This is a genomic window from Marinococcus luteus (genome assembly GCF_034497705.1).
GTDB lineage: Bacteria > Bacillota > Bacilli > Bacillales > Marinococcaceae > Marinococcus > Marinococcus luteus_A.
This window is the reverse complement of the sequence record NZ_JAXRUV010000006.1, coordinates 181,484-204,707: the sequence shown is the minus strand read 5'-3', so window position 1 is coordinate 204,707 and position 23,224 is coordinate 181,484. Positions and strand designations below refer to the sequence as shown.

Annotated in this window: 17 protein-coding genes and 1 other annotated feature; of the genes, 13 read left to right on the top strand and 4 right to left on the bottom strand. The window is 45.8% G+C overall.

Going from position 1 to position 23,224, the window contains the following annotated elements; all coding sequences use genetic code 11:
* Nucleotides 1–3,065: transglycosylase domain-containing protein (locus tag Q9M42_RS11285; protein ID WP_322526567.1), on the bottom strand; the 3,065-nt coding region annotated here is incomplete at its 3' end.
* A gap of 113 nt (nt 3,066–3,178) precedes the next feature.
* Nucleotides 3,179–3,401, top strand: a binding site (T-box leader).
* 88 nt (nt 3,402–3,489) lie between these two features.
* On the opposite strand from Q9M42_RS11285, the gene tyrS reads away from it, so the two are divergent.
* The gene (gene tyrS, locus Q9M42_RS11280) at nt 3,490–4,767 is read left to right on the top strand and encodes a tyrosine--tRNA ligase (protein WP_322526566.1); all 1,278 of its coding nucleotides are present in this window, start codon (nt 3,490–3,492) and stop codon (nt 4,765–4,767) included.
* 70 nt (nt 4,768–4,837) lie between these two features.
* Here the strand turns inward: tyrS and rpsD are convergent, their stop codons facing one another.
* The 3 genes from rpsD to hisJ form a co-directional block, all read right to left on the bottom strand.
* A complete protein-coding gene (gene rpsD, locus Q9M42_RS11275) occupies nt 4,838–5,440 on the bottom strand; it encodes a 30S ribosomal protein S4 (RefSeq protein ID WP_022793076.1) in 603 nt (200 codons plus the stop codon).
* A 322-nt stretch (nt 5,441–5,762) separates the two neighbouring features.
* Nucleotides 5,763–6,269: a GAF domain-containing protein gene (locus Q9M42_RS11270; protein ID WP_322526565.1), complete on the bottom strand. Its 507-nt coding sequence runs from the start codon at nt 6,267–6,269 to the stop codon at nt 5,763–5,765.
* A gap of 16 nt (nt 6,270–6,285) precedes the next feature.
* Complete coding sequence (gene hisJ, locus Q9M42_RS11265; RefSeq protein WP_322526564.1) at nt 6,286–7,104, bottom strand: histidinol-phosphatase HisJ; 819 nt, start codon at nt 7,102–7,104, stop codon at nt 6,286–6,288.
* Nucleotides 7,105–7,372: 268 nt separating this feature from the next.
* Here hisJ and Q9M42_RS11260 point away from each other — a divergent pair, with 268 nt between their 5' ends.
* The 12 genes from Q9M42_RS11260 (at nt 7,373) to argH (ending at nt 23,135) form a co-directional block, all read left to right on the top strand.
* Nucleotides 7,373–9,082, top strand: a complete 1,710-nt coding sequence (locus Q9M42_RS11260; protein ID WP_322526563.1) for a septation ring formation regulator EzrA — start codon at nt 7,373–7,375, stop codon at nt 9,080–9,082.
* A 78-nt stretch (nt 9,083–9,160) separates the two neighbouring features.
* Nucleotides 9,161–10,306 (top strand): cysteine desulfurase family protein, encoded by a 1,146-nt coding sequence (locus Q9M42_RS11255; protein ID WP_322526562.1) that lies wholly within the window; start codon nt 9,161–9,163, stop codon nt 10,304–10,306.
* Complete coding sequence (thiI, locus tag Q9M42_RS11250; RefSeq protein ID WP_322526561.1) at nt 10,303–11,508, top strand: tRNA uracil 4-sulfurtransferase ThiI; 1,206 nt, start codon at nt 10,303–10,305, stop codon at nt 11,506–11,508. Before Q9M42_RS11255 ends, thiI begins: the two co-directional genes overlap by 4 nt.
* 98 nt (nt 11,509–11,606) lie before the next feature.
* Complete coding sequence (locus Q9M42_RS11245; RefSeq protein WP_322526560.1) at nt 11,607–13,238, top strand: amidohydrolase; 1,632 nt, start codon at nt 11,607–11,609, stop codon at nt 13,236–13,238.
* Nucleotides 13,235–14,230 (top strand): signal peptide peptidase SppA, encoded by a 996-nt coding sequence (gene sppA, locus Q9M42_RS11240; protein WP_322526559.1) that lies wholly within the window; start codon nt 13,235–13,237, stop codon nt 14,228–14,230. The genes Q9M42_RS11245 and sppA overlap by 4 nt, the downstream gene beginning before the upstream one ends.
* Nucleotides 14,231–14,238: 8 nt before the next feature.
* Nucleotides 14,239–14,796, top strand: a complete 558-nt coding sequence (locus Q9M42_RS11235) for an RDD family protein (protein WP_322526558.1) — start codon at nt 14,239–14,241, stop codon at nt 14,794–14,796.
* Between the two features lie 31 nt (nt 14,797–14,827).
* Nucleotides 14,828–15,328 (top strand): thiol peroxidase, encoded by a 501-nt coding sequence (gene tpx, locus Q9M42_RS11230; RefSeq protein WP_322526557.1) that lies wholly within the window; start codon nt 14,828–14,830, stop codon nt 15,326–15,328.
* A 166-nt stretch (nt 15,329–15,494) separates the two neighbouring features.
* Nucleotides 15,495–16,493, top strand: coding sequence for a class I SAM-dependent methyltransferase (locus Q9M42_RS11225; protein ID WP_322526556.1), 999 nt, complete (start codon nt 15,495–15,497; stop codon nt 16,491–16,493).
* A 29-nt stretch (nt 16,494–16,522) separates the two neighbouring features.
* The gene (locus Q9M42_RS11220; RefSeq protein ID WP_322526555.1) at nt 16,523–17,716 is read left to right on the top strand and encodes an acetate/propionate family kinase; all 1,194 of its coding nucleotides are present in this window, start codon (nt 16,523–16,525) and stop codon (nt 17,714–17,716) included.
* Between the two features lie 121 nt (nt 17,717–17,837).
* Nucleotides 17,838–20,216, top strand: coding sequence for a Lon protease family protein (locus tag Q9M42_RS11215; protein ID WP_322526554.1), 2,379 nt, complete (start codon nt 17,838–17,840; stop codon nt 20,214–20,216).
* Between the two features lie 337 nt (nt 20,217–20,553).
* Nucleotides 20,554–21,759 (top strand): argininosuccinate synthase, encoded by a 1,206-nt coding sequence (locus Q9M42_RS11210; protein ID WP_322526553.1) that lies wholly within the window; start codon nt 20,554–20,556, stop codon nt 21,757–21,759.
* Nucleotides 21,756–23,135: an argininosuccinate lyase gene (gene argH / locus Q9M42_RS11205; RefSeq protein WP_322526552.1), complete on the top strand. Its 1,380-nt coding sequence runs from the start codon at nt 21,756–21,758 to the stop codon at nt 23,133–23,135. Before Q9M42_RS11210 ends, argH begins: the two co-directional genes overlap by 4 nt.
* The last annotated feature ends 89 nt before the right edge of the window (nt 23,136–23,224 follow it).

Here is a 23,224-nt window from a genome sequence, read left to right as displayed (position 1 = left end):
TCCTCAGAAGGAGCAGAAGAGGAGTCCTCAGTGGATTCCTCTTCGTCAGTGGATGATTCTCCACCGGAGTCATCGGTCTCTTCAGTGCTGTCATTGCCTGATGGCTCCGAAGAGTTATCCTCAGAGGCCCCCGGGCTGTCGCCGGAAGAATCTTCAGAAGAGGAATTATCCCCGCCTTCGTTTTCGTTATTTTCATCTCCGCTGTTGTCTTCATTATCACTGCCGGAGCTGTTGCTTGTGTCCGGGTCTTCAGAGTTTTGATTTTCGTTATCGTTGTTTGAAGAATCATTACTGTCGGTATTTTCTTCAGCGTCACCATTGCTTGACTCATTATTGTTGTTTTCTGAGTCGCTGCTGTCCGAGTCTTCGTTGCCTTCGGAATTGTTATTGCCGGAGTCATTGTTGTCGTCGGAATTATCATTGCTGTTATTGTCGGAACCGCTATCGCCATTTGAACCGCCGACATCAGCTCCGCTGGAATCATTTGATTCCCTGCCGTGAGTATCTACGGCGCGGACAGTATACTCGCCGCTTCCATCAGTGTCAAATTCTGTTGTTTCCCGGTCAATTACATTGTCGACTTCGTCGCCGTCATTAAAGATACGATAGCCGATTACATCATTATCATCGGAGGCTGACCAGGTGAGGGTGCCGCCATCATTAGAGACTCCAGTCACCCGGGAAGGATCCCTGTTATTTTCAGGAGCTTCTTCAGCTGTGACAAGGTCATCCCAATCGTCTGGCAGATATTCTTCGATTTCTTCTAAGTCGTCCTCATTTCTAAATACATCTTCATTTAGGGAAGTACCTTCCTCTGTAAATTCAGAAGGAGTATCGTCAAAACCAGGGTAACGATCGCCATCGATTGTTACGTAATCAACTTCTTCCAAACTGTCGTCTTCTTCCGTCGGAGCGTATTCTTCATTAAGAATATCCTCATTCACCAGGTTCGCTTCTTCACATAGATCTGTAGGCTGCTTTCCGGAGAGGCCACAAATTTCTTGTTCTGAAATTCCTTCAGGTTCTGAAAAATTATCATCCGGATTTATAGTATCAGGATTAGCTTCATAAGAAGCATTCATGAAATCAGCCCATAATTGTTGGCTTCTCTCTGAATAAGACAAGCCTTGATGAGAGTCCGAGAGGCTTGCGGGTTCATTATAACCTATCCACACTCCAAATGTTACATTCGGGTTGTAACCTACAAACCAGGAATCATATTCATCATTAGTAGTACCGGTTTTACCGGCCCAGTCTCCATTAAAATCGAGCCGATCCGAGAGCGTATCTGCAGTGCCATCTTCTCCAAGTACGCCTCTTAATATATCTGTGATTAAATAACTGGTTTGTTCAGAGTAAGCTCTATCAGATTCCTGTTCATGTTCATAAATGGTGTCGCCCTGAAAATCAGTTATTTCTTCAATCATGTAAGGCTCGTTATGTTCCCCGTTATTACCAAAGGAACTAAAAGCACTGGTATTCTGCTCTACAGACACACCGCGGTTCAATCCTCCCAAGGCAGCTGAGGAATAGACTTCTTCTTCCACTGCATTTTCCATGCCTATGTTTTCCAAAGTGCTTTGCGCGGTACTTTGGTCAAGCATATCAAATGTCCGGACTGCCGGGACATTACGTGATTCCACAAGGGCCTGTCGGACATCAATAAGTCCCTCGTGCTCTCCATCAAAATTAGAGATTTCCGTATCGCTGTCTTCATATTCAGTCGGGATATCCGGAACAATCTGTCCCGGGTGAATTAAACCTTCATCCAGGGCGGGCCCATATGCAAGCAGAGGTTTCATGGTTGAACCATTTTGCCTCCGGGTCTGAGTAGCATAGTTCAAGGAACTTTCTTCAAAATCACGCCCGCCAATAAAGCTCAATATCGCCCCGGACTGGTTATCAATCATCATTCCACCGACTTGTTCCTGCTGGTCTCCTTGATCAGGCCCAAGATATTCATTATCTTCCACGGCCTGTTGCATGGCATCATAGGAATCTTTTTGAACAGTAAGTTCAATTTCATACCCGCCTTCAGAAACTTCCCGGCTGGCTGTTTCATTATATTGCTGTCTCTCTTCATCAGAAAGGTCTTCTAACTGACGATTATCTTCTTCTAACTGCTGGTCCCTTATCTGCGTGGTAGCCCGACGCTGGGCTTCCGAAATAAGATAAGGATATTCTTCTGCTTCCTCTTCTGTAGGCTCGGCAAGATTCTCACGAATATCGTAATTTTTGGCTTCTTCATATTCTTCCTCAGTGATTGAGCCTACCTCGAGCATATTATCCAGTACTTCATTTTTACGGTTCAGTCCTGCGGATAAATCATCTTTCACTTCTCCATTGCTTTCAAAAGGGGTATAACTGTAAGGGTTCTGCGGCATGCCTGATATGTAAGCGGATTGAGCTACATTCAACTCCGAAGCATCCACACCGAAAATGCCCTGTGCAGCCGCCTGGGCGCCACCTACATTTTCCCCGTCTGAATTTCTGCCGAAAGGAACAATATTTATATAAGCCTGAAAAATTTCATCTTTGGAAAAGTAATTTTCCATTCTTAAAGCTAATGCTATTTCCCTTGCTTTTCTTTCAAAAGAAACTTCATTTGTAAGGATTTGGTTTTTTACTACCTGCTGAGTTAGAGTAGACCCTCCAGTCTGCGTAGAGGCATCAGACAGCTCCTGGTATGTAGCCCGCATTAAAGAGCGTGGTTTAATCCCACTATGCTCATAAAAAGAACGATCTTCAGTAGAAAGAAAAGCATCTTCTAGATTCGGCGATACTTCGTCTAATTCAATTCTCTGCCGTTCGATGTCCGCTGGCAGACTTCCTACTTCTTCTCCTCCGGCAAAAACAACCGTGCTGTCTTCTTCATAATCATAAATAGATTCTTCCATTTCTTCTTCTGTGTACGCTTCCTGCCCTTTAACCAAGGATGCGAAAAAGCCTGCACCGATCGACCCGATAAATAAAACAGCTAAAATAAAAGCGATAAAGAGGGTGAGAAATGAAAGACCAATAATGCGAGGGGTATTTCTTGAACTTGTTTGGTCATGGCGCCCCATAATTATTACGATCTCCCTTCTGTAGGTTGCTTTGTCTATGGATTCATACATTGACAGTGTTGAAAGTCTTGTGCTAAAAATAAAAGAAGTGCAAACTTGAAAACAAACTATAACATACAGCTATGAAGGATGAAAGTAACCATAGGACCTACAGTCACAGAGAGTCGACGTTAGCTGAAAGTCGAACTGCAGCCTTTGGCGAATTACACATCCAGAGCTCCTTCCAGATCTTTGATTAAAAAAGACCTGAAGCGGTGTAATGCATCGTTATCAACATGAAGCCGGGAAGCTCACGCTTCCAACAAGGGTGGTACCGCGGTCATCACCGTCCCTTTTCGTTTTTCGAAGCGAAGAGGGACTTTTTTATGTACCTACAATTATATATCCAAGTTTAGTGCTTTTTTAAACCAGAAAGGGGAAAGTTATGGGCATTTGGGAGGAATTAGAAGAAAGAGGACTTGTGAATCAGGTGACAGAAAGAGAAGGACTTAAGAATCAGTTGAACAACGGACAGCTCCGTTTTTACTGTGGATTCGATCCTACAGGAGACAGCCTTCATATTGGTCATCTGCTGACTATTATTTTGATGCGCCGAATGCAGCTGCACGGGCATCAGCCAATTGCTCTTGTAGGCGGTGGCACAGGGATGATTGGGGATCCGAGCGGGAGAAACGCAGAACGCTCTCTGAACGAACCAGAAATTGTGGAAGGTTTTTCACAAAAAATTCGCACCCAGCTTGAGAAATACCTCGATTTTGATGGTGCTTATGGGGCAGAAATTGTAAACAACCATGACTGGCTTGGAAGCATGACTCTCATCAGCTTCCTGAGAGACTTTGGGAAGCATTTCAGTGTCAATTATATGCTTGCGAAAGAATCGGTGGAATCCCGTATTCAGGAAGGAATTTCTTTTACGGAATTCAGCTACCAGATAATGCAGTCAATTGATTTTTACTATCTCTACAAAAACCACCAGTGTACGCTTCAAATCGGCGGCAGCGATCAATGGGGCAATATTACGGCCGGTTTAGAGCTGATTCGCCGCCTTGAATATGAAGACGAGGAAAAATCTCCTGCTTACGGCATGACAATCCCGTTAGTGACCAAAGCCGACGGCACGAAATTTGGAAAAACAGCCGGCTACGCAATATGGCTCGATCCCGAAAAAACATCTCCATACGAAATGTACCAATTTCTGCTTAATACGGACGATCGTGATGTATTAAAGTTTATACGCTACTTTACGTTTATTGATCAGACAGAAATGAAAGAGCTGGAAGAAAAGATGCAGACAGAGCCTGAAAAAAGAGAAGCTCACCGGAGACTGGCGCAGGAGATCACCTCGTTTGTCCACGGCCGGGAAGCACTGAATCAGGCTGAAAACATTACGAAAGCTCTTTTTGGCGGGGGTGAACTGACAGCACTGACAGCAGATGAAATAGCCCAGGGCTTTAAAGATGTACCATCGTACACGATGGAAGCAGAAGAACAAAACCTGGTGGATCTTTTAGTTCAAGCGGGCATAGCGGGCTCAAAACGACAGGCCAGGGAAGATGTACAGAACGGTGCTGTATATATTAATGGTGAGAGGGAACAGAGTACAGACAAAACTGTAGGAAATAATGATTTAATTGACGATCAATTTATCATTATGCGCAGAGGCAAAAAGAAATATTTTCTGATTTTAAAAAGCAATGAATAAAAGCCGGCTGAAAAAACCGGACAAACATAAAAATCCCGTGCAGATATCTATCTGCACGGGATTTTTACTATTAACGAGAGTAGTACTCAACGATTAGTGCTTCGGAAATTTCCGCAGGAAGCTCAGAACGTTCAGGATAGCGACTGTACGTGCCCTGAAGGTTGTCAGCATCAAACGTGAGATATTCCGGAACGAAAGAATTAGCTTCAAGTGCGTCCTGGATAGCGCTCATGTTGCGGGATTTTTCACGAACACTGATGGTTTTTCCTGGCTCTACGCGGTAAGACGGGATATCTACACGATTACCGTCTACAGTGATGTGGCCGTGGTTAACCAGCTGGCGTGCACCGCGGCGCGTGCGGGAAAGACCGAGACGATAAACAAGGTTATCGAGACGGGATTCAAGTAGAATCAGGAAGTTTTCGCCGTGTACACCAGGCAATTTGCCAGCGATGTTAAATGTGCGCAGGAATTGGCGCTCATTTAAGTTGTACATGAAACGAAGCTTCTGTTTTTCCTGCAGCTGAACACCGTATTCGGATAATTTTCTGCGCTGCGTTGGACCATGCTCTCCCGGCGGATAAGGACGTTTTTCGAGTTCTTTTCCTGTACCACTGAGAGAGATGCCGAAGCGGCGGGACTTTTTCCAGGTTGGACCTGTATAGCGTGCCATAATGGCATCCTCCTCTATTAAAACAAATTTTGGTATAAAAACACTGTTGGCGAATCTCCCGTCATGCTCATTTTGCCCTCGTATGTCTTCGCCCCGACAGCTAGGGGTTACGCAACACACCTTGCTTGAAAGCAAGGAGCAAAATGGAAAGCACATGCAAGGCTTGCCCAGGCTGTCTTTTACACAACCGTCATTATAACTTCTAGGTAATGGCAAGTCAATATGTTTGGGCTGGGAAGATTTAAATAAAAATTAATTGAAAATTTCCGTAGGAAATAAAAAAGCCGGGCAATCTTAATTTAAGCTTGCCCGGCGGAGGATGTTAATTTTCAGGTGGAAAAAGTGCGTTTTCAATTTCATCGGCAAACTGACGAAGGAAGGCCTCTTCCTGTTCAGAAAAACGGTTCAGTACAGGGCTGTCAATGTCGAGCACGCCGTAAACATCCCCCTCAGGGGTGAACAACGGAACTACTATTTCTGACTGGCTGGCAGCATCACATGCGATGTGGCCCGGAAAGGCATGCACATCCTCCACGCGGACCGTCTGTTTTTTCTGGTAAGCTGTGCCGCAAACTCCCTTTCCCGGGGTGATGCGATTGCAGGCAGGCAGTCCCTGGAATGGGCCGAGAACCAGTTCATTTTCTGTTTCGCTCCAAATGTAGAAGCCAACCCAGTTTACGTTGGACAAAAATTGGTTAAGCAAAGCGGAGGCGTTAGCCAAATTGGCGGTGTGATTGTTCTCGTCTGAAAATAATGCTTTCGCCTGCTGGCATAATGTGTGGTAGCTTTTCTCTAAAGATGAGTCATAAGAAACTGGTTGAAAAGACATGAAGATCCCTCTTTCATTATCGTAGTTGCTCCCCTGCAAGAGCTGAAATATCGTTACTGCCCGCGAGCAGCCCCGAAGAAGCGTGGGCATCGGAGCCGTATACAAGCGGTATCCCCATCCTTAATGCCGATTGTATTACCGAGGGATGCGGGTATGGCTCGAGGCACCGTTCTTTCATTGTCCCGGCACCGTTCACATCAAGTTCAAACCCTCTGGATTTAACCTCCTGCAAAATAGCTTCAATAGCATTTTGATCAAGAAAATCATATTCGTAATTTCTATGAAACTTCCGAATAAGAGTCATATGCCCGATTCTGTTCGGTGCGTATTTCCCAAGGTGAGCCTGAGTGGAGCGGAGAACGGCACTATAGTACAATTCCGCTGCTTTTTGCGGTGATCCGCTTAGACGAATGTAGCGGTCAAAATGATCCGGAGAAAAATCTATACATATATATTCACTGTTTATTTTAATGAAGTGAGAGGAAAGAATGCAATCTTCAAGCTCAGGGCCGTACGTGTTCATAAACTGCTCTGTATTTTTCTCAAATCCTTCAATAAAATCTACTTCAAGTCCTTTTTTAATAGAAATATCGCTATGGTATTCTGACTGAAGGTCATTTAAATCATGGAGGTACTTATCGAGTTGTGCAAGCGGCATGGCACTGTCTTTATCCGGTACAGGATCTGTAAAACCTTCGGGAAGAGGAGCGTGCTCGGTAAAACTGATCGTTTTTATTCCGTTTTTGATACAAGCTTCAATATAGTCGTGAAATGAGTCCCTGCTTCCGTGCGGACAGAAGGGGGAGTGAATGTGGCCGTCACGAGTAATTGTCATAGGTATAAACTCCTTGTTTTGTGGAAAATATTATTAAAATGGGGTTGGCGGAATTAAGAAATAAGGAAAATGGATTTTCTCGAAATTTTCTTTATCGTCATATAACAATCACTGCGTTTACATGTTATCATAAGTTAGAGCAAACATAGTTTAAAAAATATTTTGAGTACGTTCGTGCACATAAAGTATGAGATCAGTATAAGTAACCCATAACGTGTAAATTATTGAAAAACAAGGATGCACAGCGGGGAAAACTGGAGTGAGGAATTTGGCGACAACAATTGTAATTATAGTTCTGGTTATCATTATCGCCGCGTTTGTCATATATGGAGCATGGGGACGCAGACGCATTTACCGGGAAGTAGACCGCCTGGAGGATGCAAGGGCGAATTTGGCGGACCAGCCTGTAGCTGAAGAGATTGCGCGGGTCAAGGGCATGACAATGTCGGGAGAAACAGAAGAAAAGTTTGAATCATGGCGCAAAGACTGGGACGAAATCGTGGGAAAACATCTGCCGGATATTGAAAAGGCTCTTTATGATGCGGAAGAAAAAGCAGACAAGTACAAATTCAGTCAGGCTTCAGAGATTACTGCTGCCGTAGATACACAGCTAGCCAGTATCGAAGGGGAAATCAATAATATCTTTCTGGAAATAGAAGAGCTGGTACATAATGAATCTGAGAACCGCCGCGGCATTGAAGAGTCGGAACAGAAATATGAAGAAATAAAACGTTTTGTTTCCCAGAACTGGCACACGCTCGGCAAGACAGCCCCGCTTTTTGATCAGCACATGCGTGACCTCCAGTCTTCTTTTGAAGCTTTTTATGAAGCGGTGGAGCAGGGGAATCAATCTGAAGCCAAACAGCTCAGAGAGAAGCTCGATGAAGATTTAGAACGTGAAGAAGCATCGCTTTATGCGGTCCCAGACATGCTTGCAAAAGTACGGCGGCGTCTGCCGGAGGAGTGGAAATCTCTGCGCGCCGGACTGTATGAAATGGAAGAGCAGGGATACCCCATGGATGCTTTTGCATTTGAACAACGACTGAATGAAAACGAAGCAGAGGCTGAGCAACTGCAGACGCGGATTGAAAACCTGGACCTTGAAGGGGTTGCAGAACGCCTCGGTGAAATGGATGCCTACAATGAAGAAGTGTACCGCATTCTTGAAGAGGAAGTGGAAGCCCGTGCCGAGGTCGAGCGTCTACTTCCTCAGGTTCATGAAGGCAGAGAACAGTTATCGACGCGGATGCAGACGCTGTTAGTAGAAAAAGAATTTATTGAAGCCAACTACCGGATTCCGTCGGAAACAGACCATTTGATTGCTTCATCAAAACGACAGGTTGATGGAATTAGAAAGAGCGTATTACAATTACAGGAGCAAAAAGAAAACAAAGAACATTCCTTTACGCATATTGAGATGGAATTAAAACAAATTCTTGAAAAGCAGGAAGAAGTTGAGTCGGGAATTCTGGAAGCAGAGAGCCAGCTCGGCGTACTCCGAAAAGATGAAACACAGGCAATGGAAACACTTGAGGAGCTAAAACGCCAGAACCGCATCGAAGAAATGAGAATGCAGCGTACAAGGCTTCCTAAGCTTCCGCCAATACTTTTGAATGAAAAAGAATCAGCGGATGATAAAATTGCTCATGCTGCTGCGGCCCTTTCTGAAACGCCGCTTGAAATGTCGCAGGTGCGTGAAACGGTAGCTCAGGCAGAAGAGAGTGTCCGCACTGTTTCCACAATGCTTCGGCGTATGGAAGAGCAGGCGTTGATGACCGAACGTATCATCCAGCGCGGAAATTTATACCGCAGCAAAGAGGCTGAACTCGACCAAAGCCTGAAAGAAGCAGAGAGTGCTTTTCGCAAAGGCCAGTATGAGCATGCCCTGCAGGTGGCTTCATCGTCTGTGCGGAAAATGGATGACCGGTTTGTAACAGAGGTTCTGCAGGAGTCTGACATGCAGCTGACAGAGGCATAATCGACAAGCAAATAGTTAAGAAGCCTGAACTCAGGCTTCTTTTTTATGATATTAGTGAATGCTGGGAGGAATTTGAAAATGTATTTTGATAACAGTGCGACCACCCAGCCATACGAGGAAGTGCTGAGTGCATACAGGAAAGCGTCCGAAAGCTATTTTGCCAACCCTTCTTCATTTCACCATAAGGGCGGCGAAGCTGAACGCCTGCTTGAAGCTGCGAGAAGCCAGATCGCCAGGGAGTTAAACGTGGAACCAGAGCGCTGCTTTTTCACGAGCGGTGGTACGGAAGGAAATAATATGGTATTAAAAGGAGTCGCAGAGGCGAGAAAAAATCTTGGCCGTCATATTATAACAACGGCCGTGGAACATCCATCAGTGATGGAAACCTGTGTCCATTTAGAAGAAAAAGGGTATCGGGTAACATACCTGCCGGTGGGTAGAGACGGTCGTATAATGATAGAGGATTTGCCTAAGGCATTAGAGCCGGATACTATCCTTGTTACAATCGGTCATACAAACAGTGAAACCGGTGCAGTACAGCCTATCGAGGCAATCGGAAAAATACTCTCTTCCTACACAGGTATTTATTTTCATACAGATTACGTACAGGGTGCGGCCAAAATCCCATTAAATATTGAAAAAGCGGGACTGGATTTTGTTACGGTGTCCGCTCATAAATTCCATGGATTAAAAGGCACGGGACTGTTGTATAAGCATCCAGGAACGGTGCTGGAGCCTTTAATACACGGAGGCGGTCAGGAAAGCGGGCTCCGTTCAGGGACAGAGAATACAGCAGGTGCTGCAGCTATGGCCAAGGCACTTCGTCTGGCAAAAGAAAGCTATGCTGCGAACAGCAGCAGAATTGAAGAAATTAAATGGTGGACCGCTGAACGGCTGCGGGAAAGCGGCGGAGTGATCAACTCTCCTTTTTCCGGAGGATCTCCGTTCATATTAAATGTTTCCTTCCCCGGAATAAAACCAGAAGTGCTCGTTGAAGCACTCGCGGAGAGGGGAGCTTCCATTTCCACCAAAACAGCATGTGCTTCGAAAAACTCGGAGCCATCGGCCGTCATTCTGGCTGCTTCGGGAGAACGGAAACTTGCGGAAAGTGCTGTTAGAATAAGTTTTACAGCGGACACAAAGAAAGAGGAATCCGCTCATTTATGCAGCATGTGCGAAGAAGTGCTGCCACAGTTGAAAAAGGTTATGGAGGAACAGCAATGAGAGAAGAATATTTATTAATTCGCTTCGGCGAACTTGCTTTAAAAGGAAAAAACCGAAAAGAATTCGAGCGGCAGTTAAGAGAAAACATTGATCACGCGGTGAAAGGTTTCCCCCACTGTGAAGTGCGGCGTACTTACGGACGTATTGCGATTAATCTGCTCGGGGAACCTGCTGAAGAAGTCATTGAAGCAGTAAAGCCGGTATTTGGAATCTCCTCTATCAGCTATGCGAGAAAAGCAGACTTATCAGAAGAGGAGATACAGCAGACGGCCTATCAAATGTTTTCGGAATACAAGGGTAGAAAAACCACGTTTAAGGTGGAAGCAAGAAGATCCAATAAAGATTTTCCTATTCATTCCACTAAGCTAGCTCCAAGCGTCGGCAGTTATATCCTCCATCATGCCGAAGACGTAGGGGTGGACGTGAAGAATCCGGAAGTAACCGTGGAAATTGACGTTCGCGAGCAGGGAGCTTATGTGAGCTGCGGGCGTATTAACGGAGCAGGGGGACTGCCTACAGGCACTGGTGGAAAAGTAGTCAGTATGCTTTCCGGAGGCATAGACAGTCCGGCCGCTGCATATTTAGCCATGAAGCGCGGAGTAACGATCGAGGCAGTTCACTTTCATAGTCCGCCATATACAAACGAACGGGCGAAACAAAAAGTAGAAGATATTGCACGAGTTCTCAGCCGTTTTGGAGGGAGTATCAATCTTCACGTGGTGCCATTTACCCGTGTTCAGGAAGCTATCCGAAGGCAGGTGCCCGATGACCATACGATGACGATTACAAGAAGAGCGATGCTTGAAATAGTAACCAAAATTGCGGAGAAGGAAGATGCCAGAGCAGTAGTAAATGGCGAAAGCCTGGGGCAGGTAGCTTCCCAGACGCTTGAAAGTATGAATGTTATCAACGAAGTAACGAGTGTGCCGGTGCTTCGGCCGCTGATTGCTATGGACAAAGAAGAAATCATCAGCATGGCTAAGCGTATAGGCACCTATGATATTTCTGTGCGACCATATGAAGATTGCTGTACTGTGTTTCAACCGGCCAGTCCCGCCACCAAACCAAAAATTGGTTTAGTCTATAAGTATGAAAAACGCCTGAATAAAGAGGAATTGTTTGAAGAAGCGATAGCTGAAACGAAAGTGATTTCTGTATCTAATGTGAAAAGTGGAAAAGAAGAGTTTGAAGACCTTCTTTAAAGAGCTTTTTTCGCTTGTGAAAATGGTTTAGAATGAAATTTTGAAAAAATTGAAACAAAACGGGAATTCGTTCGTAAAAAGGAGAGGCGGTTAATGCTGTGAAAACACTTTGGTATAACGGAAATATTTATACGATGAAAAAAGAAGAAGAACGGGTCGAGGCAGTTTTAACCTCGGACGGGACGATTGAAAAAGCAGGGGTGCTCAGAGAGATAGAAAAAGAACTGCAAAATGCTGCTGTCCGCCGGGTAGATTTAAACGGGAGTGCGATGTACCCTGGTTTTACAGACAGTCATTTACATATGATCGGGCTGGGGGAAACGATGATCCAGCTGGATTTGTCAGAGTGCACTTCCGCGGAGGAAATGGCTGCACTGATCAAGGAGAAAACAAAAGAAATTCCTGCCGGAGAATGGGTTATAGGAGAAGGGTGGAATGAGAACAATTTCCCTGACCGGAAAATTTTCCACCGGGAGGAGCTTGATGATTTAGTGCCCGCTCATCCATTACTGCTGACACGGATATGCCGCCACGCTGCATTGGTTAACACACGCGCCCTCGATGCTGCAGGTATCGATAAAGATACTCCGGACCCGGAGGGCGGCATTATTGTTAAATCAAGGAACGGGGAGCCTACAGGCTATTTGCTCGACCAGGCCGCCGATTTAGTGAAAAATGAAATTCCAGAGGTGTCTGAGGAATATTTACATGAAGCACTTGGAAAAGCGGTGAGTCATATGCATCAATATGGACTGACCGGCGGACATACGGAAGATCTTAATTACTACGGCGGATTTACGAGGACATTGAATACGTTCAGAAATATTTTGGCCGCCACTTCATTTCGGGCACATCTTCTCGTGCATCATGAAGTGTTTCCGGACTTTATACAGCAGGGCCATACGTATGGTCTTCTTGATGAATGTCTGGAGCTCGGCGCTATGAAAATATTTGCAGATGGAGCACTCGGGGGACGTACCGCCCTTCTCAGCCGTCCTTATAATGATGCCCCTGAAACAGCAGGTGTTGCTATCCATTCGAGAGATGAGTTAAAACAGCTCGTAGCAGAAGCCAGAAAAGAAAATATGCCGGTGGCTGTTCACGCTATTGGCGATTTAGCTTTGGAATATGTGATAGATGCTTTAGAAGCCTGGCCGGTGCCAGAAGGGGTGCGGGACCGGATTATTCACGTCCAAATCGCGAGGGAAGATTTGGTGGAGCGGCTGAAGGCTCTGCCGGTAGCACTCGATCTGCAGCCCCGGTTTGTGCTTTCGGATTTCCCTTGGGTCGAAGAACGTCTCGGCAGAGAAAGACTTCATTATTCCTTCGCCTGGAAGACGCTCCTCGATCAGGGGATCATCTGCGCGGGAAGCTCGGACGCTCCTATTGAATCTGTAGACCCGAGAACCGGAATTTATGCGGCTGTCGCCCGGAAAAACCCGGGGGATACGCATAACGGCTATATGCCGGAAGAAAAACTAACTCCTTTTGAAGCCGTGGAGCTGTATACTGGAGGTAGTGCCAGAGCAATCAGCCGTGAACACGATCTGGGCAGGATTGCTCCCGGTTATAAAGCGGACTTCACGGTGCTCAGGAAGGATCTTTTTCAAGTAAAGCCGGAAGAGATTTTAATGGCCGAGGTGGAAGCAACCGTTGTTGGGGACGAAGTCGTGTTCATGCCGGAGGAGAGCAGAATTAAAATTAATATTGAAACGGAGGAACAATCATGAATGCAAAAAGGTGGTTTGCTTTATTAGCGGCAGCGGTGCTTCTTATCGTTTCGCTTGGCGCTCAGACAGCTTTTTCCTTGTGGAGTACAGTTTCAAACCAGGCGCAAAATCAGCAGAATCAGGAGGACGTAGTAAAAGAGGGGTCTTCGGATAATCAAATAGCTATGCTTGATGTGGAAGGTACAATACAATCCTCGGGCGGATCCGGTGCTTTTTCCGGTGAAGGATACAACCATGAGGAGTTTCTAAGTAACTTGGAAGAGGCCGGATCGAGCGCAGATGTGGACGGCATTATTATTAATGTAAATAGTCCGGGCGGAGGAGTCGTTGAAAGCGATGAAATCCACGATGCCGTCGTCGAGGTGCAGGAGGAGGAAAATAAACCTGTGTATGTTTCAATGGGAAATACGGCGGCTTCCGGCGGATACTACCTCGCGGCCCCGGCGGATAAAATTGTCGCCCATTCGGCGACTATAACCGGTTCGATAGGTGTGATTATGTCTTCCCTGAACTACTCCGAGCTGGCTGAAAACCTGGGCATTGAAGGCGTGAACATAACGAGCGGAGAGTTTAAAGACATGGGCTCGCCTACGGAAGAAGTGACAGAGGAAGAGGAAGAGATTATGCAGGGAATCGTCGACGACATGTATGAAGATTTTCTGCAGGTTGTAATAGATGGAAGAGGGTTTAGTGAAGACAAGGCAAGGGATTTAGCTGATGGCCGTATTTATACGGGCGAGCAGGCAGAAGAGAATGGATTGGTCGATGAACTCGGTACTACGGATGACACCATTGCAATGATGGAAGAAGACCATGACCTGGGAGACGCCACGGTAGAACGCTATACTTCGGACGGCTTTAGCTGGCAATCGCTACTGCAAAATAGCGTTCAAGGAATGTTTATTTCCGATGAAGAACTGCTGGGCCTTCAGGAACTGCTGAAATCAGTCGGAAGCGATAGTCCGCGGCCGATGTATTTGTATGAAGGATAGGAGGGATAATGATGACCACACATGGCGGCTATCCGGAAGACCCCCAGGGAACGGAACAAACAGTGCCGGAAAATAATAATAAAAATGCTGACTCTCTGCCCGGCTCAGCAGATAAGCAGAATTCCAAGGGAAGAAATGAAACGAAGGAAGAATTATTCGCAGGGTTTTGGATGCGCTTTTGGGCCTACCTTACCGATTTGATTATACTTTTTTCCTTAAACGGACTTCTTCTTTCTCCTTTCTATTTTACGGGGCAAGGAGAAATCTGGGGATTCATCACATTGTATGCTGTGTTTAACGCAGTAATCACCTACGGATATTTTGTGCTGATGACAAAATTTTACGGCCAGACGCTTGGTAAAATGATTTTCGGTTTGAGAGTAGTCCGGGTGAACCGGGAAAAACTAAAATGGTCCGATATCATTTTCAGGGAAATCGTTCTCCGGTTTGCCTACCGCAGTTTGGTTATTACAAATCTGGCGTATATCGTAGTAGCCTTCACACCACAGAAGGCTGGTATTCATGATATGATTGCGGATACGAGGGTCATTCATACAAGAAAATGATGCCCGGAAGAAAAAGTGAAGGAGGAGTAAAATGACAGCAGTAACATTTAAAGAAAAGCCCGTGACACTCGTGGGAGACAAAGTCGAAGTCGGAGAATACGCTCCCGATTTCACTGTGCTTGCCAATGATATGAGTCCGGTATCGTTAAGTGATGCCTCAGGGAAAGTAAGGTTAATCAGCGTAGTACCATCCATTGATACAGGTGTTTGCTCACAGCAGACAAGGAAATTCAACGAAGAAGCTGCTTCGCTTGAAAATGTGGAAGTATGGACTATCAGCTGCGATCTTCCTTTTGCACAGCGGCGCTGGTGTGCAGCAGAAGGAATTGAAAATGTCCGAGTACTTTCCGACCATAAAGACCTGGACTTTGGCGAACAGTTTGGTCTGGTAATGGATGAAATGAGACTGCTTGCCCGTTCGGTGATCGTAGTGGACAGTGAAGGGGAAGTTTCCTATAAGGAAATTGTTTCAGAAGGGACGAACCATCCAGATTATGAGGCGGCAATTAACGCAGCCAACAATACAAACTAATGAATAAAATGGCGCCTGCAAAGGCGTCATTTATTGTGTGTGCAGGCCTGAAGAGTAATCGGGTTTTTTCCGTTTTCATTACTTCTCTTTAAAGGGCACATCTGCTATACTGGCGTATTGTAAAGTGAGAGTGGTGAAGCATTACGCTGCAGAAGGAGGGCGTGTCATGGACGAAACGACACCGGTTGAACAGCTTTTTGAATTGCTGGATGACCTTACGAAAACGATACAGCAGGAACTGAGTATAACGTATTTGGAAGCGATAGCCGAAGCCGGGGAGGATATCTTTCAGGGGACGGTGGTGCAGCGCATATCTGCAGAAGAAAAAGACCGTTTGGAGCAAAGCCTGGAAAAGAAAATGCCTGAAGCGATGGAGCAGGAGGATATTCGCAAAGCGTTTCAGCTCGCCCTGATTAAAGGAATGAAGCAGTCCGTGCAGCAGCACCATGCTATTACACCGGACGCTGTTGCTATTTTCATGGGTTATTTAGTAGACAAGCTGATGAATGGCCGTAATGAATTTGTTATTGCGGATCCGGCTGTAGGAACGGGTAATCTGTTATCAGCCGTATTAAACCAGCTGTCAGAAAAAAATATTGAGGCGTACGGTTCGGAGGTTGACGAAACGTTAATTAAAATTGCCTACACGCTGGCGAATCTGCAGGAGCATGCTGTCCAGCTGTTTCATCAGGACAGTATTGAACAATTTGGTGCACCGAATCCGGATGTGGTCATGAGCGATCTTCCGGTCGGCTATTATCCGAAAAATCAAATCGCCGAATTGTACCAGCTCGGAAGCACGGACGGAAAATCCTATGTGCATCACCTGCTTGTGGAGGGTATGATGAACCGGCTGAAGCCGGGTGGTTTTATGGTGCTTCTCATTCCAAACAACCTGTTTGAGGATGAAAGAGCAGCGGAGCTTCAGGCCTATGTAAAAAGACATGCGCATACGCTCGGTCTTCTTCAGCTGCCGGAAACAATGTTTCAGGCCAAAGAAGCATCGAAAAGCATATGGATGCTTCAAAAGAAAAGCCCTGATGTAAAACAGCCGGGGCAGGCGCTATTGGCAGAGCTGCCATCATTCAGCCGTCAGGAAGCACTCCAGGATATGATGAAGCGGATCAACGACTGGTTTGTGCAAGAAGGGTTTATCAATAAATAAAGAGAGTAATTATTAGGAGTGGAGAAAGAATGTCTACCATTATTGCTATTAATGCGGGGAGCTCCTCGCTGAAATTCCAACTGCTGCAAATGCCTGAAGAAACAATTATCACTAAAGGGGTCGTGGAACGGATCGGTCTGGAGACTCCTTTTATTACCGTAGAGGTACAGGGAGAAAAGAAAACGGAATATCCTTCGCTGCAAAACCACGAAGAAGCTGTAAAAGCCCTGTTGGATTCATTAAAAAAGTATAATGTCATTACCGATGTTAATGACATTGAAGGAGTGGGCCACCGGGTAGTTCACGGTGGCGAAACATTTTCAGATTCTGTTTTAATTACAGACCAGGTACTCAGCGAACTCGAAAATGTAAGCGAGCTTGCTCCGCTTCATAATCCCGCTAACATTGTTGGCATTAAAGCGTTTCGTGATATTCTCCCGAATGTTCCATCTGTAGCAGTGTTTGACACAGCGTTTCACCAGTCGATCCCAAAAGAAAAGTATTTATACGGTGTTCCGTATGAATACTACGAAAAGTATGGTGTGCGTAAATACGGCTTTCACGGAACTTCCCATAAATATGTAAGTCAGCGGATGACAGAGTTAATGGATCGTCCGGAAAATGACTTGAAAATCATTTCCTGCCATATCGGCAACGGTGCCAGCATCACGGCGGTGGACCACGGCGCTTCCGTCGATACATCGATGGGCTTCACGCCGCTTGCAGGCGTAATGATGGGTACACGATCCGGCAACATTGATCCGGCACTGATCCCGTATTTAATGGAAAAAACCGGTCAGACAGCTGCCGAAGTTATTGATACACTGAATAAAAAGAGCGGCCTACTTGGCGTAAGCGGAGCATCCAGTGATTTCCGCGATGTCGTTCAGCAGGCAGGGGAAGGTAATGAAAGAGCCCAGACAGCGCTTGATATATATTTGACGCGGATGCATAAATATATTGGCACCTATGCAGCCAGTATGAACGGCGTCGATGCAGTTATATTTACTGCCGGTGTAGGGGAAAATAGTGCTCTGGTCCGTGAAAAAGTAATGGAAGGCCTTGAATTTATGGGTATTCAAATTGATAAAGAGAAAAACGATGAGGCTTCGGGAGAGGCTTTTATTCATACAGATGACTCCCGTGTGGCTGTCGCAGTGGTTCCTACTGATGAAGAAGTAATGATTGCCCGTGACACAGTCCGGCTCGGCCAGGCTCAATAAGTCAGACTCAACTCCTGTTTCGATGAAGCAGGAGTTTTTTACAAAATATATGATATTTCTGCATATATTCTCTGGATAATGGGAAAGAAGGAGTAACAGTACTTTGAAGGGAGACAGATTTATGCAAACAGCCGAAATGCGCTGCAAACTTCCTGTCTCAGCATTAGCGGAGCGCTGCGATCCGCGCATGTTTTCCTTTCACACAACGAAAGAATTAACAGATAGAACTCAGGGAATGATTGGACAAGAGCGTGCAGTGAAAGCTATGGAGATGGGTTTAGAGATTCAGGATGAAAATTATCATATGTTTTTAACCGGAGCAAGCGGGCTTGGGAAAACGACATATGCCCGAAGAAAAGCAAAGGAAGCAGCAGAAAAAAGGCAGGTGCCGGCTGACTGGATTTATACATATTCTTTTGAAGATCCCCGGCGGCCGAGGGTGATGAGCATCCCCGCCGGCATGGCTGAGCCGTTTGCTAAAGATATTAAAGAATTGATTGAGGATCTGCAGGAAGAGATTGCTGCGACACTTCGCAGTAAGTCCTTTGAGCGGAAAAAAGTATCTATGGCGGAAAAGCATGAAAAAGTGATTAATGATCATTGGGAAAAGCTTGAAGAGGAAGCCGCGGCAAAGGGGTTTGCTCTTGAAAAAACAGAAGAAGACATCGTGGCGGTGCCTCTTAAAGAAGACGGAGAACCGCACAGCGATGAAAGCTATAACGAACTTTCAAAAATACGGCAGGATTATATTATGGAGGAGTCTCAGGCGATTACCAGACAGGTGAACGACTTTTTGAGACAACAGCAGGTGGCTAAACGTATTTTAAGGCGCCAGCTCAGGGAAGCCGATGAGCAGATGGTTCAAACATCCATCCAGGGCTTTATTTCGACTTTAAAAGATGAATATATCAATGAAGGCTTACATAAATTTCTGTCGGACATGGAAAAGGATGTTATTCAGCACTGGCAGGAATTCCTGCCTGAAAAAGAAACACAGGAAGGGCGTCCGGCTGTGTCGAACTTTTCGTTCCGCCGTTATGAAATTAATATTTTGGTGAATAACAGCGGTAATTCGGGCGCGCCTGTCATTTATGAGTCCCATCCGACATACGTCAACCTGTTTGGAAAGGTCGAAATTGGCCGCAATGGCGGTTCGCCGACGGATTTCTCCCACATCAGAGGCGGTGCTCTTCACCGGGCAAATGGCGGATTTTTAATCCTTCATGCCGCAGAACTGATATCGCATCCATTTGCGTGGAAAGCATTAAAAAGAGCCATGCGGCTGGGCTACATCCGGCTTGAGACGCCTTATGAGGATTCTGATATATTTGCCAGTACTTATCTCGAGCCGGAGCCTGTGCCCTTCCAGGCGAAAGTGCTTCTTGTCGGCACGAATGCTTTATACCAGAAACTGCAAAAAGAAGATGAAACCTTCCGTAAGCTTTTTAAAGTGAAGGTGGATTTTACTACCACCATGGAGCGGACAAAAGAAAATATATGGCAATACGCGACTTTCCTGGCCTGCTTTTGTGATAATAAACGGCTGCGTCCTCTGACATCCGAAGCAGTAGCAAGGCTTATTGACTACAGCACGAGGGAAGCAGGTCACCAGCGTAAGCTTTCCGTTAAATTTCACGAAGTGACATCTTTATTAATTGAAGCAGATTATTGGGCGGCGCAGGAACAATCAGCCATAATTGAACAAGAGCACGTGCACGCTGCCTTGAAAGAAACAAATTACCGCTCGGCTCAACCGGAAGCGGCCATTCATGAAGCAATTGAAGACAGAACAATCAATATCGCAACGAACGGAGAAAAAATTGGCCAGATCAATGCGCTGGTGGTAGCTCATACAGGAGATTATTCATTTGGTTATCCGACCCGTGTCACGGCGCGTACATATGCCGGCAGCGGTGGTATCGTTAATATCGACAGGGAATCGCAGCTTACCGGAGCTTTTCATACGAAGGGCCTTCATACACTGACCAGCTATCTGCAGGCAGAATTTGCAAGTGACCGGCCTCTCCCGCTTGCGGCAAGCATCACCTTCGAACAATCCTATCATTTAGTGGACGGTGACAGTGCTTCAAGCACGGAGCTTTATGCGCTCCTTTCTTCTCTGGCAGAAGTGCCGCTCCGTCAGGACATTGCTGTGACCGGGGCTGTTAATCAGTTTGGTGATGTTCAGGCGATTGGAGAAGTGAATGAAAAAATTGAAGGCTTTTATTATGTATGTAAGAAACAGGGCCTCACAAAAACCCAGGGGGTAATTATACCGACGCAGAACATTAAGCATTTAATGCTTCGAAATGAAATCAGGCGGTCAGTGGAGGCCGGTGATTTCCACATTTGGGCGGTGGATACTGTAAAGGAAGGCATGGAAATACTAATGAGTGAACATGCCGGTGAGGTAGGGGAAAATGGATTTTACGCTTCTAATACTGTTTACGGTAATGTTCAGCAGCGGTTAATGGAAATGGCAGAAAAACATCAGGAATAAATGCAGCAGAGAAGCCCGTGCAGGCGTCTCTGCTTATTTGTGTATGCCTCCGGCTGCTTAGCAAAAACATTCAACACTGATTATGATTCGTGCATGCACATACACCGGAATGCATGATATAGGGCAGATAACGCATAAAATATCAAAAAAATAAATTTTTATACTAAAAAATTGTATTTTCCGGTTGCAAATTCTTTGCGGGCTTGTTAAAGTAATGAAAGAAGTTGAATACAGTAATCATAAATAAAGGCGATGGTCCTTTTAATTTTTTCAAAACGATGTATAAAAATAATTAATCAAGCATGAATATTCAATTATAATCTGGAGGGAAATAAGAATGGCAGACAAAAAAGTAGTTCTCGCTTATTCAGGCGGGCTGGACACATCAGTAGCAATTAAGTGGTTGAGCAGTCAAGGGTACGAAGTGGTGGCGGTAGGACTTGACGTAGGTGAAGGAAAAGATCTGGAGTTTGTAAAAAATAAAGCACTGGAAGTAGGGGCAGTACAGTCGTATACGGTAGATGCAAAGAAAGAATTTGCCGAGGATTTCGTACTTCCGGCCCTTCAGGCACATACGATGTATGAACAAAAATATCCGCTCGTGTCCGCGTTGTCACGGCCGTTGATTTCAAAGAAGCTTGTGGAAATTGCTGAGCAGACAAATGCCGACGCGGTAGCACACGGCTGCACTGGTAAAGGAAACGACCAGGTAAGATTTGAAGTGAGCATTCAGGCTCTTAATCCGGATCTCGAAGTACTCGCACCTGTACGGGAGTGGGGATGGTCGAGAGATGAAGAAATCGCTTATGCAAAAGAAAATGATGTTCCCGTTCCAGTCAACCTCGATAATCCATATTCTGTCGACCAGAATCTCTGGGGCAGAAGCAACGAGTGCGGTGTTCTTGAGGATCCATGGGCTACACCGCCGGAAGGCGCGTATGATTTGACGAATCCGCTCGAAAAAACGCCGGACGAAGCAGATATCGTCGAAATTGAATTCAAGCAGGGCAAGCCGGTGGCACTTAACGGCCAGGCCTATGAACTGCAGGATTTGATTTTGGAATTAAACGACGTTGCCGGTAAGCATGGCGTTGGCAGAATTGATCACGTGGAAAACAGAATGGTTGGAATTAAATCAAGAGAAATTTATGAGTGCCCGGCAGCTATGACGCTGATTCAGGCGCACAAAGAGCTTGAAGATCTGACGCTTTCCAAAGAAGTAGCGCACTTTAAGCCGGTTATTGAGAAAAAATTGAGTGAAGTGATTTATGAAGGACTTTGGTTCTCCCAGGTACGGCCGGCACTTGAAGCGTTTTTGAAAGAAACACAGACCAACGTGACAGGTATTGTACGGGTGAAATTATTTAAAGGCCATGCTATCATTGAAGGAAGAAAATCAGACTACTCCTTGTACAATGAAAATCTGGCTACCTACTCAACACACGACGAATTTGATCATAATGCAGCTGTCGGATTCATTCAGCTGTGGGGTCTGCCTACCAAAGTACAAAGTGCAGTTAACAAGAAAGGTGTTAATGTATGACCAAACTGTGGGGCGGGCGCTTTACAAAACAAGCGGAAGAATGGGTGGATGCCTTCGGGGCATCCATTCCTTTTGACCAAAAACTGGTGGAAGAAGACATCCAGGGAAGTATTGCGCACGTACATATGCTGAAAAATCAGGAAATCATCACCGAAGAAGAAGCTTCCGAAATTCATCGCGGCCTGGAAGCAGTGCTTGCCAAAGCAAAAAACGGAGAATTGGAGTACTCGGTTCAAAATGAAGATATTCATTTAAATATCGAGAAGTTTTTAATTGATGAAATTGGTCCGGTAGGGGGCAAACTCCATACAGGGCGGAGCCGGAACGACCAGGTGGCCACAGATGTTCATCTGTATGTGCGAAATCATACATATACCGTTATGAATTCCATCCGGGCCCTGCAGCAGGCGCTGCTCCTGCAGGCAGAGGAGCATGTGGAAACTATTATTCCCGGCTACACTCATTTGCAGCGGGCCCAGCCTATATCCTTTGGTCATCACATGATGGCTTATTTCTGGATGCTTGAGCGGGACTACGGGCGCTTTGAGGACAGCTTAAAACGTACGAACATTTCTCCTCTCGGGGCAGGGGCCCTCGCCGGAACAACATTCCCTATCGACCGCCGACAGACTGCCGAAGAACTCGGCTTTGATGATATTTACCAAAACAGCCTGGACGCAGTAAGCGACAGAGATTTTGCCCTGGAATTTATGAGCGCGGCCTCCACAGTTATGATGCATTTATCGAGGTTGGCCGAAGAAATGATTTTCTGGTCAAGCCAGGAATTCCAGTTTATTGAGCTCGATGATTCCTTTGCGACAGGAAGCAGTATTATGCCGCAGAAGAAAAACCCGGATATGGCAGAGCTTATTCGAGGGAAAACCGGAAGAGTATACGGTAACCTGATGGGACTGTATACGCTTTTGAAGGGGCTTCCGCTTGCGTATAACAAAGATATGCAGGAGGATAAAGAAGGACTGTTTGATACCGTTCGGACGCTAGAAGGGTCTCTGGACATTTTTGCGGGAATGGTGGAAACGATGGAAGTCCGTACGGAAAAAATGGCGGAAACAACCAGCAAAGACTTTTCTAACGCGACAGAACTGGCGGATTATCTTGCTGTTAAAGGAGTGCCGTTCCGGGAAGCCCATGAGATTGTCGGCAAATTAGTGCTGGACTGCATTCAGAACAACAAGTATCTTACGGACCTTTCCATGCAGGAATTTAAAGAAGCTAATGAAGCATTTGAAGAAGACATCTATGAGGTCTTAAAGCCTGAAACTGTCGTGAGCCGCAGAAATAGTGAAGGCGGCACCGGCTTTGAACAGGTGCGTGCTGCGATCAGGCAGGGAAAAAAGGTAATAAACCAAGCGTAATAAGTACTGCTTCTGCCCCGTCCGGAGTAACCCTCCAAACGGGGCTTTTTTGGATACTGAGACACTGCTGGCTGAATAACCAATAGAAA